The sequence below is a fragment of the Nocardiopsis trehalosi NBRC 14201 genome, assembly GCF_001552555.1.
Lineage (GTDB): Bacteria > Actinomycetota > Actinomycetes > Streptosporangiales > Streptosporangiaceae > Nocardiopsis_B > Nocardiopsis_B trehalosi.
Map to the genome: position 1 here is coordinate 1 of NZ_BCRK01000131.1, position 17,357 is coordinate 17,357.

At 77.3% G+C, this 17,357-nt stretch carries 18 protein-coding genes; 6 read left to right on the forward strand and 12 right to left on the reverse strand.

Translation table 11 applies throughout. The annotated features are described in order from the left end of the window. Window positions 1-47: 47 nt before the first annotated feature. The 3 genes from NT8_RS20100 to NT8_RS20110 form a co-directional block, all read right to left on the reverse strand. Entirely contained in the window at window positions 48-2,177 is a 2,130-nt protein-coding gene (locus NT8_RS20100) for an iron ABC transporter permease (protein WP_067971900.1), read from the reverse strand. Continuing rightward, the gene (locus tag NT8_RS20105) at window positions 2,174-3,148 is read right to left on the reverse strand and encodes an iron-siderophore ABC transporter substrate-binding protein (RefSeq protein WP_067971903.1); all 975 of its coding nucleotides are present in this window, start codon (window positions 3,146-3,148) and stop codon (window positions 2,174-2,176) included. The genes NT8_RS20100 and NT8_RS20105 overlap by 4 nt, the downstream gene beginning before the upstream one ends. A 70-nt stretch (window positions 3,149-3,218) precedes the next feature. After that, on the reverse strand, window positions 3,219-4,034 hold the full coding sequence (locus tag NT8_RS20110; protein WP_067971906.1) for an ABC transporter ATP-binding protein: 816 nt from the start codon (window positions 4,032-4,034) through the stop codon (window positions 3,219-3,221). 91 nt (window positions 4,035-4,125) lie between these two features. On the opposite strand from NT8_RS20110, the gene NT8_RS20115 reads away from it, so the two are divergent. Then, entirely contained in the window at window positions 4,126-4,965 is an 840-nt protein-coding gene (locus tag NT8_RS20115) for a DUF1963 domain-containing protein (protein ID WP_067971908.1), read from the forward strand. On the opposite strand, the gene NT8_RS20120 is transcribed toward NT8_RS20115, so the two are convergent. The 7 genes from NT8_RS20120 to NT8_RS20150 form a co-directional block, all read right to left on the reverse strand. Continuing rightward, window positions 4,956-6,311 (reverse strand): RNA polymerase sigma factor, encoded by a 1,356-nt coding sequence (locus NT8_RS20120; RefSeq protein ID WP_394326591.1) that lies wholly within the window; start codon window positions 6,309-6,311, stop codon window positions 4,956-4,958. The genes NT8_RS20115 and NT8_RS20120 overlap by 10 nt on opposite strands. Window positions 6,312-6,363: 52 nt before the next feature. Continuing rightward, entirely contained in the window at window positions 6,364-6,735 is a 372-nt protein-coding gene (locus NT8_RS20125; RefSeq protein WP_067971913.1) for a YciI family protein, read from the reverse strand. Between the two features lie 103 nt (window positions 6,736-6,838). After that, complete coding sequence (locus tag NT8_RS20130) at window positions 6,839-7,588, reverse strand: DUF998 domain-containing protein (protein WP_084469121.1); 750 nt, start codon at window positions 7,586-7,588, stop codon at window positions 6,839-6,841. Between the two features lie 220 nt (window positions 7,589-7,808). Beyond that, a complete protein-coding gene (locus NT8_RS29990) occupies window positions 7,809-8,540 on the reverse strand; it encodes a (R)-mandelonitrile lyase (protein WP_217999271.1) in 732 nt (243 codons plus the stop codon). 65 nt (window positions 8,541-8,605) lie between these two features. Next, entirely contained in the window at window positions 8,606-9,169 is a 564-nt protein-coding gene (locus NT8_RS20140) for a TetR/AcrR family transcriptional regulator (protein ID WP_067971921.1), read from the reverse strand. Window positions 9,170-9,315: 146 nt separating this feature from the next. Continuing rightward, window positions 9,316-9,921, reverse strand: coding sequence for a DsbA family oxidoreductase (locus NT8_RS20145; RefSeq protein WP_067971924.1), 606 nt, complete (start codon window positions 9,919-9,921; stop codon window positions 9,316-9,318). Window positions 9,922-10,018: 97 nt separating this feature from the next. Then, the gene (locus NT8_RS20150; protein WP_067971927.1) at window positions 10,019-10,732 is read right to left on the reverse strand and encodes an SDR family NAD(P)-dependent oxidoreductase; all 714 of its coding nucleotides are present in this window, start codon (window positions 10,730-10,732) and stop codon (window positions 10,019-10,021) included. A 112-nt stretch (window positions 10,733-10,844) separates the two neighbouring features. On the opposite strand from NT8_RS20150, the gene NT8_RS20155 reads away from it, so the two are divergent. Next, the gene (locus NT8_RS20155) at window positions 10,845-11,750 is read left to right on the forward strand and encodes a helix-turn-helix domain-containing protein (protein ID WP_084469122.1); all 906 of its coding nucleotides are present in this window, start codon (window positions 10,845-10,847) and stop codon (window positions 11,748-11,750) included. Window positions 11,751-11,900: 150 nt separating this feature from the next. Further along, the gene (locus tag NT8_RS20160) at window positions 11,901-13,205 is read left to right on the forward strand and encodes a S1 RNA-binding domain-containing protein (RefSeq protein ID WP_067971930.1); all 1,305 of its coding nucleotides are present in this window, start codon (window positions 11,901-11,903) and stop codon (window positions 13,203-13,205) included. Window positions 13,206-13,364: 159 nt separating this feature from the next. Here NT8_RS20160 and NT8_RS20165 read toward each other — a convergent pair whose 3' ends face one another. Continuing rightward, complete coding sequence (locus NT8_RS20165; RefSeq protein ID WP_067971932.1) at window positions 13,365-14,075, reverse strand: response regulator; 711 nt, start codon at window positions 14,073-14,075, stop codon at window positions 13,365-13,367. Then, complete coding sequence (locus NT8_RS31340) at window positions 14,072-14,941, reverse strand: sensor histidine kinase (protein ID WP_281203504.1); 870 nt, start codon at window positions 14,939-14,941, stop codon at window positions 14,072-14,074. The genes NT8_RS20165 and NT8_RS31340 overlap by 4 nt, the downstream gene beginning before the upstream one ends. A 131-nt stretch (window positions 14,942-15,072) precedes the next feature. On the opposite strand from NT8_RS31340, the gene NT8_RS20175 reads away from it, so the two are divergent. The 3 genes from NT8_RS20175 to NT8_RS20185 are packed head-to-tail and all read left to right on the forward strand — an operon-like array spanning window position 15,073 to window position 17,317. Next, the gene (locus NT8_RS20175; RefSeq protein ID WP_067971937.1) at window positions 15,073-15,789 is read left to right on the forward strand and encodes an ABC transporter ATP-binding protein; all 717 of its coding nucleotides are present in this window, start codon (window positions 15,073-15,075) and stop codon (window positions 15,787-15,789) included. Beyond that, a complete protein-coding gene (locus NT8_RS20180) occupies window positions 15,786-16,580 on the forward strand; it encodes a hypothetical protein (protein ID WP_067971941.1) in 795 nt (264 codons plus the stop codon). The genes NT8_RS20175 and NT8_RS20180 overlap by 4 nt, the downstream gene beginning before the upstream one ends. After that, window positions 16,577-17,317, forward strand: coding sequence for a hypothetical protein (locus NT8_RS20185; protein ID WP_067971943.1), 741 nt, complete (start codon window positions 16,577-16,579; stop codon window positions 17,315-17,317). Before NT8_RS20180 ends, NT8_RS20185 begins: the two co-directional genes overlap by 4 nt. Window positions 17,318-17,357: the final 40 nt, after the last annotated feature.

The following is a 17,357-nucleotide window of genomic DNA, read 5'->3' on the forward strand; positions in this document are numbered from 1 at the left end:
TGGATCGCGCCGCCGCCGCGGCGGCGCGATCCGGCGGACGCGCGGCCTCACCGCGCCGTGGGCCGCGACCGCCAGAGCAGCAGGGCGAAGTAGGGGACCCCCACCAGCGCCGTCATGATCCCCGCCGGGATCTGGCCCGGGGCGATCACCGTCCGCCCGATCGTGTCGGCCAGCACCACGGTCGCGGCCCCCAGCAGGGCCGCCGCGGGCAGTACCCGCGTGTGCCGCGCCCCCACCATCCCGCGGGCCGCGTGCGGCGCCACCAGGCCGACGAACGCCACCACCCCGACCGCCGACACGGCCGCGGCCGTCAGCGCCACGGCCAGCCCGAGCAGCACCAGCCGGGCGCGCGGCAGCCCGATGCCCAGCACGCGCGGGTGGTCGTCGTCCACGGCGATCAGGTCCAGCTCGCGCCGGGCGGCGGCCAGCACCGGCACCGCCGCCAGTGCCACCACCAGCAGCGGCACGACCGAGGCGAAGGACCGCCCGTAGGTCGACCCGGACAGCCAGGTGAGCGCCTTGGCCTGGTTGAAGGGGTCGGTCGTGACGATGACCACGGTCGTCAGCGCCATCAGCCCGGCGGAGAAGGCGATGCCGATGAGCACCAACCGGTTCTGCCGGAGCCCGCCGCGGAACGCCAGGCCGAACACGGCCACCGCGGTGAGCACCGCGCCGGCCATCGCCGCGCCCATCACCAGCCAGGAGTCGGCCATCGGTGCCGCGGTCAGCACCAGGATCGCGGTCAGGCCGCCGCCGCTGGAGACACCGAGCACGCCCGGGTCGGCCAGCGAGTTGCGCGACACCGCCTGGATCAGCGCGCCCGCCAGCGCCAGCGCGGCCCCGGCGAGCACGGCCGCCACCACCCGCGGCATGCGCGTGTCGAGGACGGCGGTGACCGTCGGCCCGGACCGCCCGGTCACCCAGTTGGCGAGGTCGCCCAGCAGCAGCATCCGGTCGCCGAGCAGCGCGCCCGCCGCCACCAGGCCGAGGAGGACCGCGGCGAGCACGGCGATGACGAGCGCCGCCGTCCGGCCCGACCGCAGGCGGGCCAGGGCGTCGCCCGGCGCGTTGACGCTGGTGTCCGTCATGCGCAGCGCCATCACCACCAGGAAGACGGCGCCCACGACGGTGGTGACCGTTCCGGTCGGCACCTCCACGCCCGACTGGGCGCCGAGCACGGCCCGGATCGCGACGTCGGAGCCGATGACCACCACCGCCCCGACCAGGCCGGAGATCGGCAGCAGCCGGGCGTGCCGCCCCAGCCCCCGGACGCGGGAGGCGAGCAGCCGCACGATGGCCGGGGCGCACAACCCCACGAAGCCGATCGGTCCGGCGATGGTCACCGCCGACGCCGAGAGCAGGACGGCCACGACCACCGCGAACACCCGGGTGCGCCGGGGGTCGGCGCCCGCCAGCTGCGAGGCGTCGTCGCCCAGGCCCAGCAGGTCCAGGCGGCGGGCCGCCAGCAGCAGGGCGAGGACCGCCACCGCGATCACCGGGGCGAACCGCAGCGGCTCCTCGGCCCGGGTCTGGGCGATGCTGCCGCCGCCCCAGCCGAACAGGCTGCCGGCCTCCTCGGTGAACAGCAGGATCAGGGCGTTGGTGAGGGAGTGCAGCCCCAGCGCGAGCGCGGTCCCCGCGAGGACCAGCCGGATGGGCCCGCCCGACCCGTGGCCGCCCGCGCCCGACAGGGCGATGACGACGGCGGCCGCCGCGAGCCCGCCGACGAAGGCGAGGCCGCCCGACAGCAGGGCGGGCAGCGCCACCCCGGTCGCGGCGACGGCCACGATCGCCAGGTGCGCCCCCGCGTCCACCGCCAGGGTGTCGGGGGAGGCGAGGACGTTGCGGGTGGCCGACTGGAGGGCGGCCCCGGCCACGCCCAGGGCCACGCCGACGAACAGGCCCGTCAGCAGCCGGGGCAGGCGCGAGTCGGAGAGCACGGCGGCGTCCTGGGCCGAGCCGCGCCCGGCGAGGACGTCCAGCACCTCGGCGGGGCCCATGCCCGCGGTGCCCTGCGTGACGTGCACCAGGCAGAGCCCGACGAGCGCGATCAGGGCGGCGCCGGCGACGGCGGCCGCCCCGGCGCCGCTGCCGCGCGGCGGCCCGGCCGGGCCGGAGGGCCGCGTCGGCGGCCCCCCGGCGGCGGGCTCCACCGCGGGGCGGAGTCCGGTCGTCATGCCGCGAGCGTCGCGACGACCGCGTCGACGTACTGGGTCATGGACCCGGGGCCGCCGAACATCCAGATGGGGTCGGTGATGCGGTGCACGTCGCCGGACTCCACGAACGACAGCGACTTCCACACCTCGTTGCCGGAGAGCTCCTCCTCCAGGTCGTCGGGGGCGATGTAGAGCAGCGCGTCGGCGTCGAGCTCGGTCATCCCCTCGATGTCGGTGGCGCCGAGCCCGTAGGCGGGGTCGCCCTCGACCTCCCAGGGCGACACCAGGCCGAGTTCGGTGTTGACGTCGGCGAGCAGCGACCCGGCGACGAACGGGCGGAACGACACCGTGCCGTCGGCGAGATGGCCGTCAGCGAAGGCGACGCGCGACCCGTCGAACCCCGCCTCGGCGAGCGCCGCGGCGCCGTCGGCCACGGCGGCGTCGTACTCCCCGATGACCCGCTCGGCCTCGTCGGTGGTGCCGGTCAGCTCGGCGACCAGCTCCAGGTTCTCCTTCATCTGGTCGATCTGGCGGCTCGCGTCGGCCGACGTCACGACGAAGACCGGGGCCAGCTCCTCCAACTGGGCGACGGCGTTCTCGGGCAGGTCGTCGGTGGCCAGGATGAGGTCGGCGCCCAGCGAGGCGACGGTGTCGATGCTCGGCTCGCCGCGGGTCCCGATGTCGGTCACGGAGTCGTCGAGGGGGCCGCCCGCCGACACGTACTCGGCGTATCCGGCGGTGTCGGCCACGCCGACCGGCATGACGCCGAGGGTGACGAGGTTCTCCACGACGTTCCACTCGGTGCCCACCACGCGGGTCGCGGGGCCGTCGAGGGTCACGTCGGTGCCCCGCGCGTCGGTGACGGTGATGCTTTCACCCGATGCCGCCTCCTCCGTGTCGGCGGCCTCCTCGGTGGTGCCGCAGCCGGCGAGGGCGAGCGTGACGGCGGCCGCGCCGGCGAGGGCGGCGGCACGGGTCCGGATGCTGTTCATGGGTCTTCGGAGGTCCTCTCGGGGAAACGGGGAAAGCGGGGGATTCAGGGGATTCGGGGGATCGGAACGGTCATCTCTGGTGGTGGCGGCCGACCGCGCGGGTGCGCAGCCGCCCGGTGACCGGATCGGTGTCCACGACGACGGGGATGCCGTAGACGTCGCTCAGCACCTCGGTGCGCAGGGCCTCGGCGGCGGTTCCGTCGCTGACGATCCGCCCCTCGGCGAGGACCACCACCCGGTCCGCCACGGCGGCGGCCTGGTCGAGGTCGTGCAGCACCAGGCCGATGGCCACCCCGTGCTCGCGGGCGAGGTCGGAGACGAGGTCCAGCACCTCCACCTGGTAGCGCAGGTCGAGGTGGTTGGTGGGCTCGTCCAGGAGCAGGGTGGAGGTGTCCTGCGCGAGGCAGCTGGCGAACCAGACCCGCTGGAGCTGCCCGCCCGACAGCTCGCCCACGCCCCGTTCGGCGAGGTCGCGCACACCGGTGAGCACCATCGCCCGGTCGACGGCGTCGGCGCCGCCGGGGTCGGCGGCGCGCCACCGGCCGCGGTGCGGATGGCGGCCGAACTCGACCACGTCGCGCACCGACAGCCCGTTGGGCACCGACCTGCTCTGCGAGAGCAGGGTGACCCGCTGGGCGAAGTCCCGGCGCCGCATCAGCAGCGCGTCGTCGCCGTCGACGGCGATGCTGCCCCCGGCGGCGTCGTGCAGCCGGGCGAGGGCACGCAGCAGCGTCGACTTGCCGCTGCCGTTGGGCCCGACGAGCGCGGTCACCCGCCCCGCCTCCAGCCGCAGGTCGGCGCCGTGGACGACGGTCCTCCGCCCGTATCCGAGCACGAGTCCCCGGCCCTCGACGCGGGGTCCGGACGCGATTCGATCCTTGATCACCGGGAAAGCATAGCCTTACCTAAGTGTGTTCGGGGAGGGGGGTCCCGGACCGGCGCCGCAGGTCCGGCCGCGCGGCTGGTTGGATGCCGCCATGGACCGAACCCCACAGGACACGCTCGCCGCCCTGCGCGACTTCTGCGCCGCACGCCTCGGCCCGGGCCTCGCGGAGCAGGTCACCGCCCTCGCCCGGCCCGGCTTCGGGCTCACCCCGGCCGCGCCGGGCGCGGCTGCGGGGCGGAGCCGGTTCGGCGGCCGGGCGCTGCTCGAACCCGGCACCCCCTGGCCCACCTGCGACGGCTTCCCGCTGAGCCTGCTGGCGGTCCTCGACACCGACGCGCTGGCCCCCTGGCTCGGCGGCACCGTGCCCGCCGGGACGGGGCTGCTCAACTTCTTCTTCCTGGACACCGACTCCGACCGGTGCGACCCCGGCGCGTTCGACGTCGCGCGCGGACCCGACCCGCACGACCCGCGGACCGGGCGCGTGGTGGCGGCGCGCTCGGACCGCGCCGCCGCGACCGCGCCCCCCGCCCGCTCCACCGACTTCGCGCCGGTCCCCTGGGCGGCGGCGCCGGGCCTGTGCCTGCCCGACGCGTTCGACCCGGCCTGGGACGCCGTCGATCCGGGCCCCGGGGTCGGCGACCTGGACCGCGCCATGCCCGGCCACCACGTGCTGGGCGTGCTCGACGGGGAGCGGTGGCCGGGCCGGATCGAGGCCGAGGACGTCGCCTTCGGACGGCCCGCGTTCCCGACGGGGGGCTCGCCGATGATCGCCGACGGCGATCCGACCCGCTACCACCACCTGCTCCAGTTGGCCGGGCAGGACGAGTGGTCCCTCGGCGGCGACGGCGGGTGGATGCACTGGTCCATCCCCACCGACGCGCTGCGCTCCGGCGACTTCACCCGCGCCCTGCCCACCCCCGACTACTGGTAGCCGCCGCCCGGGGCGGCGGCCTCACGGCGCGGGGCGGTCCGCCTCCCGGGCCCGTCGGCCGCGTCGGCCTGCGCACCGGCGGGGCCGGCCTGCGCGCGGGCCAGGAACACGGCCCGCTCGCGCGCGTTGCGGGTGAGGGCGGCGGCGCGGGCGAACGCCGCGCGGGACTCGGCGGCGCGGCCGAGCCGGGCGAGCAGGTCGCCGCGGGCGGCCGGCAGCATCGCGTACCCGTCGAGCGCGCCGCCGGCGGCGAGCCCGTCGAGGACCGCCAGCCCCTCCGCGGGGCCGCGCGCCATGCCGACCGCGACCGCCCGGTTCAGCTCGACCACCGGCGACGGCGACACGTGCCCGAGGACCAGGTAGAGCCGGGCGACGCGCTCCCAGTCGGTCTCGGCGACCGAGAGGGCGCGGGCGTGGCAGGCGGCGATCGCGGCCTGGAGCGTGTACGGGCCGAAGGTGCCGCCGAGCGCCTCGGCCCGCTCCAGGGCGGCGAGGCCGCGCCGGATGAGCAGCCGGTCCCAGCGGCGGCGGTCCTGGTCGGCCAGCAGGACGGCCGCGCCGGAGGCGTCGGTGCGCGCCGCCAGCCGGGAGGACTGGAGCTCCATCAGCGCGACCAGCCCGTGCACCTCCGGGGCGTCCGGCATCAGCCCGGCGAGGACGCGACCGAGGCGCAGCGCCTCCTCGCACAGCGCGGGGCGCGTCCAGTCGTCGCCGGCGGTCGCCGTGTAGCCCTCGTTGAAGACCAGGTAGACCACGCCGAGCACGGACGCGAGCCGGTCGGCCAGCTCGGCCGCCGGCGGCAGTTCGAAGTCGACCCCCCGCGCGGTCAGCGTCCGCTTGGCCCGGACGATGCGCTGGGCGATCGTCGGCTCCGCGACCAGGAACGCCCGCGCGATCTCGTGGGTGGTGAGCCCGCCCAGCAGCCGCAGCGTCAGCGACACCCGCGCCTCGGGCGTCAGCACCGGGTGGCAGGCGGTGAAGACGAGCCGGAGCAGGTCGTCGGAGACCGGGCGGGTCAGCGCGTCCAGGTCGGGTTCGCCGGTGTCCCGCATCCGCTCCTGGTCGCGGCCCAGCTCCGCCAGCTTCTCCCGGTAGCGGCCCTGGCGGCGGAGGGCGTCGACGGCCCGGTGCTTGGCGGTGGCGGTCAGCCAGGCGGCCGGGTTGTCCGGGACGCCCTCGACCGGCCACTTCTCCAGGGCGACCACCAGGGCGTCCTGGGCCAGCTCCTCGGCCAGCCCCACGTCGCGGACGACGCGGGCCAGCCCGGCGATGAGCACCGGGGACTCCATCCGCCAGATCGACTCGATGGCGCGGTGGGTCGCGAGGGTGGGATCGGTGGCCGTCACGGCCACCGATCCAACCACCTCCCGCGGCGGGCCGGGAAGCCCGGTCGGCGGATCAGGCGGGCGGGGCGGCGTCCTCGGGCCCGAAGACCCGGCGGATCTGCGCCTCGCCCTCCCAGCCCTGCCAGAGGTCGCGGTGCAGCCGCAGGAAGCGCGAGGCCCATTCGACGGCCTCCTCCTTGGAGCGCACCTGGAAGAGGGTGTAGCTGATCAGCTCCTTGGCCTCGGTGAACGGGCCGTCGGTCACGCTCAGCGCGCCGCCGGACAGCTCCACCCGGGCGCCCGCGGCGCTGGGGGCCAGGCCGGCGGTGTCGATGAGCACGCCGGCGCGGGTGGCCTCCTCGCCCAGGCGCATGATGGCCTCCATCAGCTCGGGCGGGGCGTCGTGGCGGGCCTGGGCGGCCTGGAGGACGACGAGGTAGCGCATGGCGGGTTCTCCTGAACGGTAGGGATGGTGGGGAAGGTCGGGATCGCGGGGAGGGGCGGTGCGGTGGGGCGGTGGGGCGGGGCGCGGCCGCGCGCCCCGCTGGTCACGCACCGGTCATCAGGTCGTACCGGCGGCGGTACAGGTCGGCCGAGACCGCCGCGAGCCAGGCCCAGCCGATCGTCACGGCGGCCGCGAACCCCAGGGTCGAGGCAACGGTAGCGGCGCCCGAGGCCATCCCGAGGAAGCCGGCGGCGAACAGCGCGCCGGTCAGCCGGGAGTACGCGGCCCAGCCTCGGCGGCCCTGCCGGCCGAAGCGGCCCGCCAGCACGAGGCACGCGGCGATCAGGCAGGTGAATCCGATCCCGCCCACCGCGAAGTGCAGGGTCCCCGCGAGCGTCATCTCGGTGGCGACCTCGGGGGCGCCGGCGGGGAAGCCCATCGCCGGGTCGGCGCGGAAGACGCCCGACCCGATCAGGCCCACCCCGTACCCGCCGACCAGCAGCGGCACCGCGGCGGCGCCCCGCCCGCCCCTCAGCGCCCGGCGCAGGCCCGCGGCGGCGGCGACGGTCATCAGCCCGGTGAGGACGAAGTTCGCCACCTGGATCCAGCCCGGCCCGCCGTTGGCCAGCAGGCTCCACGGGTGCCGGAGGGGGTCGAAGCCGTCGCGGGTGAGCGCCTGGGCCAGCGACACGACCGTGAAGAAGGGGCCGGCGAGGACGCCGTAGCCCAGCAGCGAGCGGGTGACGTGGATCGGGCGGTCCACCGGCGGGGCCGGTCGGCGGGCGGTCTTCGGCGGGGTGCCCTTCAGCGGGGTGGTGTTCAGCGGGGCGGTCGGCTGCGTGGTGGTCGCCATGGTGCGACGTCCTCTCGGGTCGGGCGGGGGCCGCGGTCTCGGCCCGTCACCACCCCCTCGAACGGGACCGCCCGGACTCGACACCCGGACCCGACTTTCTTCAATATTTTTTCCGCGGTGCCGTCGGCGCAGGTCGGCGCGGTCTCGGCCCGCCGGCCCGCTGGCCGCCGCCCGCCGGTCCGGTTCGGGTCGGCACCGGCCCCGGCACCAGGGCCGGGGCTCAGAGCGGTCGGAGCAGCGGCTCGCCCCCGGCGACCGGGTAGCAGGCGATGAACGTCGCGGGGCGGTCGGGCTCCAGGTTGTCGAAGCGGAGGACGACCGCGCCCGGCGGCTCGACGAAGGCGCTTCCCGCCCGCAGCTCCTCGACCGCGCCGCCCTCCAGCTGGAACGCCACCCGGCCGGCCGTGACGTAGCCGGCGACGCCGCCGGGGTGGGTGTGGCGGCCCGCCACCTGCCCGGGGGCCAGCGTGATCCGGTGGGTCTCGACCCGGTCGACCGGAGCCGCGCCGCCGAGGTCGGCCGTCGCCAGGTGCTCCCGCACGGGCGCCTCGCCGGCGTACTCGGCATCGTCGACGTGGCGGCCCCACGTCGCCGCGGTGCCGTCCGGGGCTGCCTCCTGGATCGCGACGTGCGTCATGAAGGCGTCCGGGGCCGCGCCGTGCCAGTGGGATTCGCCGGGCGCGATGTGCACGGTGTCCCCGGCCCGGACCTCGGTCACGGCGCCACCCGCGCACTGCACCCGGCCGACGCCCTCGGTGATGTGCAGCACCTGGCCGAGCGGGTGGGAGTGCCAGGCGGTGCGGGCCCCGGGGGCGAACCGCACGGTGGAGGCGCGGACCCGCGACGGCGGCGCGCCGGCCGCGATCTCCTCCATCCACACCGTTCCGGTGAACCAGTCGGCGGGCCCGGGTCGGGTGGCGGAGCGGTCGACGTACATGGCGGTACCTCTCATGGTGGCGGCCGTGCGGCGGCCGATCCGGTGGGGGAGCGGCGCGGGCTCAGGGGAGCGGCGCGGTTTCAGCGGGTCGCGCCGCCGAGGAGGGACAGGGCGCCCGCGACCGCGCGCTCGTAGGCCTCGGCCGACCCGGCGGCCCGGGCCAGCACATACCCGCCCTGCACCACCGCGACCAGCGCCGCGGCGGCGGCCGCCGGATCGAGGCCGGGGTCGACCTCGCCCGCCGCGCGGCCCTCCGCCAGCAGGTCGGCGATACGCCCGGTCACCCAGGCGAAGGTCTCCTCGACCGGTGCGCGCAGCAGAGGGTCGGCCATCACCTCGGGGTCCTGGGTCAGCCGCCCGACGGGGCAGCCCTTCAGCGCGTCGCGCTCGCGCCGCAGATAGGCGCCCACCCGCTCGATCGCGGTGCCGGGCCCGGCGAACGCCGCCTCGGCCCGTTCGCGCAGCTCCGCCGCGCTGCGCTCGATCGCGGCCCGTGCCAGGTCGGACTTCCCGTCGAAGTGGTGGTACATGCTCCCCTGCCCGGCCCCGGCGCGCTGCTGCACGGCCTTCGGACTGGTCCCCACATACCCCCGCTCCCACAGCAGTTCCCGCGCACTCTCGATCAACCGCTCCTTCGCGTCCATGACGACCAGTGTACCTACCGATAGGTACAGAGCCATGGACGCAGACTCGTAGGTGCGGAGCCCCGCTCACACCCCTGGACGGGTGCGTCCGGTGCCGACCGGCCGCACCCGTGCGGATCAGGGGAGTTCGGAGGGAGCGGGCCCGGTCAGGCAGCCAGGGCGCGGTGGTACGCCTCCTCGGGGTGGTCGCCGGTGAGCGTGGGGCCGCCGTCGACGAGGACGGCCGGGACGTCCGCCGGGGTGAATCCGCGCTCCCGAACCCGCTCCAGGGCGCGGAGCAGGTCGGCCGTCCCGTCCTCGCGCGGGGTGACGCCCGCCTCCGCCGCCAGGCGCGTCAGGACGGCCGGGTCGGCCACGTTGACGCCGTCGGTGAAGTAGGCGCGGAACAGCCGCTCGGCCATCACCTCGCCCCGCCCCTGGGCCGCGGCCTGGGCGACCAGGCGGTGGGCGAAGAAGGTGTTGGTGGAGACCACGCGGGTGAAGTCGACCCGCAGCCCGTCCGCTGCGCCGAAGTCCGTCGTGGCCTGGATCTCGCGGGCGGCGGCCTCCCCGCGGTCGCGCATGTGGGTCGCGAACAGCGGCTCCCCTTCGGGCGCCGCCTCGGGCCGGAACCGGAAGGGCAGGAACACCGTCTCCACGGTGCCGCCCTCGGCGCGGAACCGCTCGGCGGCCCGCAGGTACCGGGTGAGGACGAGGTAGGACTGCACACAGGCGATGTCCAGCAGGAGTTCGGCGCGGCGTCCGCCGTTCATGGTGCCTCCTTCCGCCCGGCGGCGGGTCGGGCCGCCGGGTCGTGTCGGGTGGCCGCGCGGCGGGTGCCGTGCGGCGGGGAGGACGCGGCGGCGGCCGTCACCACGGGACCGGACCCGCCGCCGCGAAGAAGCCGCCGGTCGGCCCGTCCGGACCGGTCAGCGCCAGGCGCACGATGACCTCGGCCCCCTCCTCGACCGTCTGCGCGCCCGTGTGGCCGTTCAGATCGGTGGCGGTGTGGCCGGGGTCGACCGCGTTGACGCGCATCCCCGGGTGGGCGTGCGCGTACAGGGCGGTCACCATGTTGAGGGCCGCCTTGGCCGACGCGTAGTCGAGCGCGGGCAGCCAGGCGGGCACGTGCGCGGCCCGCGCCCCCGGGTCGGTGGCCGCGGCCAGCGAGCCGAGCCCACTGCTGACGTTGACGACCACGGGGGCGTCGCCGCGCTCCAGCAGCGGGGCGAACGCGCGCAGCACCCGGACCGCCCCGAACACGTTCGTGTCGAAGCAGGCGTGCAGGTCCGCGGCCGTGACCTCGCCGACCGGGCGGCGGGAGCCGACGACGCCCGCGTTGTTGACCACGACGTCGACGCGGCCGAACGCGTCCCGCACGCGTTCGGCGGCCGCCCGCGCGGAGTCGTCGCTGGTGACGTCGAGGACGAGGGGGTGGGCGCCGGGGCCGATGCCGCGGGCCGCCTCGGCCCCGCGTCCGGCGTCGCGGGCGCCCACCAGGACGGTGTGCCCGGCGGCGGCCAGGCGGCGCGCGGTCTCGCGACCCAGCCCTCGGGTGGCACCGGTGACCAGTACGGTTCTCATGCCCGCCAGGGTGCGCGTCGCGGGGCGGGGAGCGGGAGTACCCGGATCTTCCTGGGACGGGCGGTACCAGGCAGGGGGAGGGGGTGCCGGGCGCGCCGCGTAGCATGCGGCCATGGCCGGGAACGGGACCGCCGGGGGACGGCGCAACGAGTTGGGCGGGGCGCTGCGCGCGTGGCGCGACCGCATCGGCCCCGCGGAGGCGGGGCTTCCGGCGGGGCGCGCCCGCCGCACGGCCGGCCTGCGCCGCGAGGAACTGGCCCTGCTCGCGGGGGTCTCCGTCGACTACGTCGTCCGCCTGGAGCAGGGCCGGGCCTCCTCCCCGTCGGCGCAGGTCCTCACCGCGCTGGCCCGGGCCCTGCGGTTGTCCGCCGACGAGCGGCGGCATCTGTTCCTGCTCGCCGGCCGGCTTGAACCCGCCGCCGAGGGCGGCACGGACCACCTGACCGGCGGCGTGCGGCGGCTGCTGGACCGGATGGACGGGTCACCGGTCGGCGTCTACGACCGGGCGTGGACGCTCGTCGCCTGGAACCGGCCGTACGCCGCCCTGACCGGCGACCCCGCCGGCCTGGACGAACGCGGGCGCAGCGTGCCGTGGGCGCACTTCACCGGACGGCCGACACGGGTCCGCCACACGCCCGAGCAGGGCGCGAGCTTCGAGGCGGCGGTGGTGGCCGACCTGCGCGCCGCGACGGCGCGCCACCCGGACGACGGGCGGCTGCGCGCCCTCGTCGCCGATCTGCGGCGGCGCAGCACCCGGTTCGCCGACCTGTGGCGGTCGCACGCGGTCGGCGCGCACCTCTCCGACACCAAGACGGTGGACCATCCCGAGGTGGGGCCGCTGGTGCTCGACTGCGACGTACTCACCGTGCCGGGCGGTGACCTGCGGATCGTCGTCCACACCGCCGCGCCGGGGTCCGACTCGGCCGACCGGCTCCGCCGCCTCACCCCGGTCGCCGCCCCGCCCGCCGCACCCGCCCAGGCGCCGGAGCCGGCCCGCGTCGGCGGGAACGCGGGCTGACATCCTGGTGCCCATTTCCGTTGGCGCGCAGGCGTGTGGGGGCGCTTCCGCGCCCCCGGACCGCCGAGCCCCCCGGACCCCCGAGCCCGCCGGGCGGGCGGGGCGCCGGCCGGCGGACGTGGGAGGTCGTCGGCGCGGGAGGATGGGCGTGTGCCCGTCCACGTGTACCGGATCACCAAGTACGACCCCGCCGACCGCGACGGGGACGGCCGCTACGTCGGCCCGGAGGGCACGGACGGCGACCGGGGGCCGGTCGAGGCCGCCTACCTGGAGGCGGTCGCGGCCTTCGCCGCCGAGGCCGGGGTCGGCCACCTGGAGATCCGCGAACCGCAGGCCGCCCCCGCGCCCGCCGACGACCCCGTGGGCCCGGCGGCGGAAACCGGCGGCGCGGGTGGGATTTTCGCGGGGAGCGGCCGCGCGCCCGAAGGGGCCGGCGCCGCCCCGTTCGACCCCGCCGCCTTCCACGACGGGGCGCGGGTCCCGCTCGCCGCCGGGCTGGAGCTGGTCCGGGGGATGCTCCGCGAGGACGGGGCCTGGTGCCGCCTGGAGGTGGCGGACCGGTTCGCCGTGCACGTCGGCTGGGACCAGTACGTCTACGTCGGCACCGCGGTGCCGTGCCCGGACGCGGTCGCCCGGACCCGCGCCCTCGGCCTCTTCCCGGAGCGCCTCGCGGCCTCGCCCTACGACGCCGACCTCGACGCGGCCGGGGCGTCCGCCCCGCAGCGGCCCGCCGACGACGTGTTCTGGGCCCGGGTCCGCTGGTGCGCGGACATGGGGCGGGCCGGGCTGCTGGAGGAGGTCCCCGCCGACAACGCCGTGCGCTGGCACCGCATCGGCGGCGGCCCCCTCGACGCCCTCCGCGCCCGGCTCGCGCCCCGCGCCCGGTTGTCCGTCTGGCCGGACGTGCTCTCCACCGACACCGCCGCCGTCCTCGCGGGCCCGCCCGAGGACGGCCCCGCCGAGATCCTCTGGGAGGGGCCGGACGGGGGCATCGCCAGCGCGGTGGTGCTCGACGCCGCCGGGTTCGCGGCGGTCGCCGCCCGGATCGCCGGTGCCCGCGCCGCCGCCGTCCTGTCCGTCGACGCCGACGCCCCCGGCCCGTTGTTCACCGCCGTTCTGCCCGACGGTGACGGCGTCCTGCGCGCCCGCTGGCGGACGGAGCCCACCCCCGAGGACCGCTCCTGGGCGGTGCTGCGGACCCTGCGCGCGGGCGAGGTCCGCGCGGGCACCGTCACCGCGATCGCCGACTTCGGCGTGACCTTCGTGGACCTCGGCGGCTGTCCGGCGATGATCAACCTCCCCGAGGTGTCCCACCGCCGGATCGGCCACCCCGCCGAGGTGCTCGCGGTCGGACAGCGGATCACCGCCCGGGTGCTCGACGTCGACCCGGTGCGCGAACGGGTGTCGCTCTCGCTGAAGGACGTGCCGGACGTGCCGGACGCGCGGCACCGCTGACCGGCGGCCGGCCGGCTCCGGAGTGGAACGGCCCTCCGCCCCGCCGCGCCTCCGGCCGCCCGCTGGGCTTCGGTCGCCCTCCGGGCCTTCGGCTGCCCGATCGGCCCTCCGGCCGGCCTGCCGGCCTACCGGCTGTGCCGTTCCGCCGCCGACCCCCGCCTACGGGTCCCGGGTGCCCGATGGGTCGGCGGGGTTGCGGGGGGTGACGAGCCCGGACTCGTAGGCGGCGATGACGAGCTGCGCGCGGTCGCGGGCGCCGAGCTTGGCGAGCAGGTTCCCCATGTGGGTCTTCACGGTCTTCACCGAGATGGTCAGCGCGGCGGCGATCTCGTCGTTGGACAGCCCGCGCGCCACCTGGGCCAGCACCTCCGCCTCGCGCGCGGTCAGGGCGCCGAGGCCGCGCACGGGGCCGCCGGGCGGCCGCTCCAGGTAGTGCTCGACCAGGCGGGTCAGGATGCGCGGCGTGAACAGCGACTCGCCCGCGCGGGTGCGGCGGATCGCGTCGATCAGCTGGTCCGGGTGGGCGTCCTTCAGCAGGAAGCCGCTCGCCCCGGCGCGCAGCGCCGCGTACACGTACTCGTCGAGTTCGAACATGCTCAGCACCAGCACGCGGGTCGCCCGCAGGTCCGGGTCGGCGGTGATGCGCCGGGTGGCCTCGATGCCGTCGCCGCCGGGCATGCGGATGTCCATGAGCACGATCGCGGGCCGCAGCTCGCGGGCGAGGGCCACCGCCCGGTGCCCGGTCCCGGCGTCCCCCACCACCGCGAGGTCGGGGGCCGCGTCGATGAGCAGGGCGAGGCTGTGCCGGAGGAGGGGCTGGTCGTCGGCGATGAGCACCCGCACCGGCGCGCCGTCCGGCGGCGCGGTCACGGGGCGGCCTCGTCGGGGATGCGGGCCGTCAGGGTGAAGCCGCGGCCGTCCGGCGCCGCGTGCAGGGTGCCGCCGAGCGCGGTGACGCGCTCGCGCAGGCCCATGAGGCCGTGGCCGGCGCCGGGCCGGGGCTCCCAGCCGTCGGCGGGGCCGTCGTCGCGGACGGTGGCGACGACGGCCCCGGGCACGCGGCGCACCTCCGCCCGCGCCCGGGTGGGGCCGGCGTGCCGGGCGGCGTTGCCCAGCCCTTCGCGCACGACAGCGCAGACGGCGAGCTGCACCCCGGGCGACACGCCGTCCAGGCCGGCCGTTCCGGGCGGGTCGAGACGGGCGTCGAGGCCGGAGTCGCGGGTGGCCCGGACGATCGCGGGCAGGTCGGCCAGCGTCTCGGCGGGCTGCAGCGGGGCCGGATCGGAACCGGGGGTGCGCAGGACGGTGAGCATGCGGCGGAGTTCGGTGGTCGTGGCGCGGCTGACGCGCTCGATGTCGGCGAGGGCCGCCGCCCGCTCGGCCTCACCGCGCGGTCCGGCCACGGAGGCGGCCGCGGCGGCCCGGACGGTGATGAGGCCGAGGCCGTGGGAGGCCAGGTCGTGCAGGTCGCGGGCGATGCGCAGCCGCTCGGCCTGCACCGCCTGCTCGCCCGCCCACGCCGCCAACCGGTCCTCGTACCTCCGCCGCTGCGCGCGGGACCGCAGCAGCGCCCACGCCGACGTGCCGATGCTCGCCGCGGCGATCCCGACCGTCAGGGCGGCCGTCGTCGGCCCCCGGGTTCCCATCAGCAGCAGGATCAGGGTGGAGACGAGGACCAGCGCCGCGGCGGTGGTGATCCCCTGGAGGGAGCTCCAGGTGGGCCGGGGATTCTGCACGCGCCGGAGTCTATCCGCGGCGCGGGCGGCGGGCATCGGACCGGGGTCGGAGGGACCGTGGCCCGATCCCGCCCCCGGGGTCCGGGCCGCAGCCCGATGCCGCCGCGGCCCGGACCTGCTGACATGGGCTCATGCTGTCCATCGAACATCTCGTCAAGCGACGCGGCTCCCGCGTCGTCCTATCGGACGTGAGCCTGCGCGCCGAGCCGGGCCGGGTGACCGGGTTCCTCGGTCCGAACGGCGCCGGCAAGTCCTCCACCCTGCGCATCCTCCTCGGCCTGGACCGGGCCACCGCCGGCACCGCGCTCATCAACGGGCGTCCCTACCGGAGCCTGCGCGACCCGCTGCGGACGGTCGGCTCCATGCTCGACGGGTCGGGCGCGCACCGCTCGCGCAGGGCCCGCGACCACCTGGCGTGGGTAGCCTGCAGCAACGGCATCCCGCGGCGGCGCGTCGATGCCGTCCTGGAGCAGGTCGGCCTCGCCGGGCAGGGCCGGACCCGCGTGGGCCGCTACTCCCTCGGCATGGGGCAGCGGCTGGGTCTGGCGGCGGCGCTGCTGGGCGAACCCGAGGCGCTGGTTCTGGACGAGCCGGTCAACGGGCTCGACCCCGAGGGCATCCGGTGGATCCGCGGGCTGCTGCGCGGCCACGCCGACGCCGGGGGGACGGTGCTGCTGTCGAGCCACCTGATGCACGAGGTGGCGGAGGTCGCCGACGATCTCGTGGTCATCGCCGGGGGACGCGTCGTCACCGCCGGACCGATCGGGGCGGTCACCGCCGGGTACCCCACGCTGGAGGACGCGTTCTTCGAGCTCACGGGTGCCGACGCGGCGGGAGCGGCGCGATGAGCCTGCCGCGCGCCGTCGCCGCCGAGCTGCGCAAGACGGCGACCCTCCCGGCCGCGTCCGCCGCCTTCGCACTGGGCGTGCTGGGGACGGTGGCGATCACCCTGATCAACGCGTTCGGCGTGCGCGACGCGCTGGAGTCCGGCCGCACCGACACGGTCGCCTTCACCTCCGCCGCCGAAACGGTGTTCTCCGCGGCCCCGCTCGGCACGGTCGGCGCGGTGGTGCTCGGCGTCGTCGCGTTCGGCAGCGAGTACACGACCACCTCCGACGGCGCCGGGGGCGGTCGACAGGTCACCGCGACGCTCACCGCCGTCCCGCGCCGGGCGGCGGTCCTCGCGGCCAAGGCGATCGCGGTCGTGCTGCTGGTCGGGGCGATGGTGGCGGTGGCGCTCCCGGTGTCGCTGGCGTCGGCGCACGCCGTCATCGGCGAGGCCGCGCCCGGGGCGGAGGACGCGGTCGGCGTCGCGTCCCGGATGCTGGGGGCTGGCCTCTACTGGGCGCTCACCGCGCTCATCGCGCTGGCGGTCACCGTGCTGTCCCGCAACGGCGTCATCCCGCTGATCGTGCTCATCGTCAACGGCTCCCTGGTGTCGGTCTCGTTCCTGCTGACCCGGGTGACGCCCCTGGCGCGCTTCCTGCCCGACCTCGCCGGGATGCGGCTGTTCGCCCGGGCCGACCTCATCGCCGTGGAGGACGCCCTGCCGCCGGTCACGGGCGGCCTGGTCATGGCCGCCTGGGCGGTCGGGCTCCTCGCGGTGGCCGCCGCCGTCCTCCTCCGGCGCGACGCGTGAGCCGCCGTCCTCGCCGGGCGCGGTACGCGGGCCGGCTGCTGAGGTCGGCGGCGGCGGAGGCCGCGAAGCTGCGCACGCTGCCCGCCGCCGTCGCGGCCGCGCTGGGCACGGTCGGCGTGTCGGCGGCCCTGGCCGGGGCCGTGGCCGCCGGGGACACCGGCGCGGACGCCGTGTCGGTGGTCCTCCGGTGCGTCCCGTTCCTCCAGGCCGGGCCGGTGCTCATCGGGGTCCTCGCGGCGGGCAGCGAGTACGCGGGGGGCCAGGTCCGCACGACGCTCACGGCGACCCCGGACCGGACGGCGGTGGCGGCCGGCAAGGCCGCCGCGTTCCTCGCGGCCGCGGCGGCCGTGAGCGCGGTGGCCTTGGCCGCCGGGCTGGCGGCGGCGTGGCTCGTGGCGGACGGCGGCGCCCGGCCGACGGGGGACGGCCTGCGGGACGTGGCGGGCGCGTGCGGCCACCTCGTGCTGGTCGGACTGTTCGCGCACGCCCTGGCCGTGCTGCTCCGGTCGGTCACCGCCCCGCTCGTCGCGGCGCTCGGCCTGCTGTTCATCGCGTCGCCCCTGCTGGAGGGCCTCACCGAGCACGCCCGCTGGCTGCCCGACCAGGCCGGCCGGCTGCTCTACCTCCCCGACGCCGACCCGGTCCTCGGCCCGGTCAGCGGGGCGCTGGTCCTCGCCGCCTGGGCAGCGGCGGCGAGCACGGCGGCGGTCGCGTCCCTCCACCTGCGCGACGCCTGAGCCCTCCGCTCGGGGCAGGGCGGCCGCCGCGAGCGGCGGG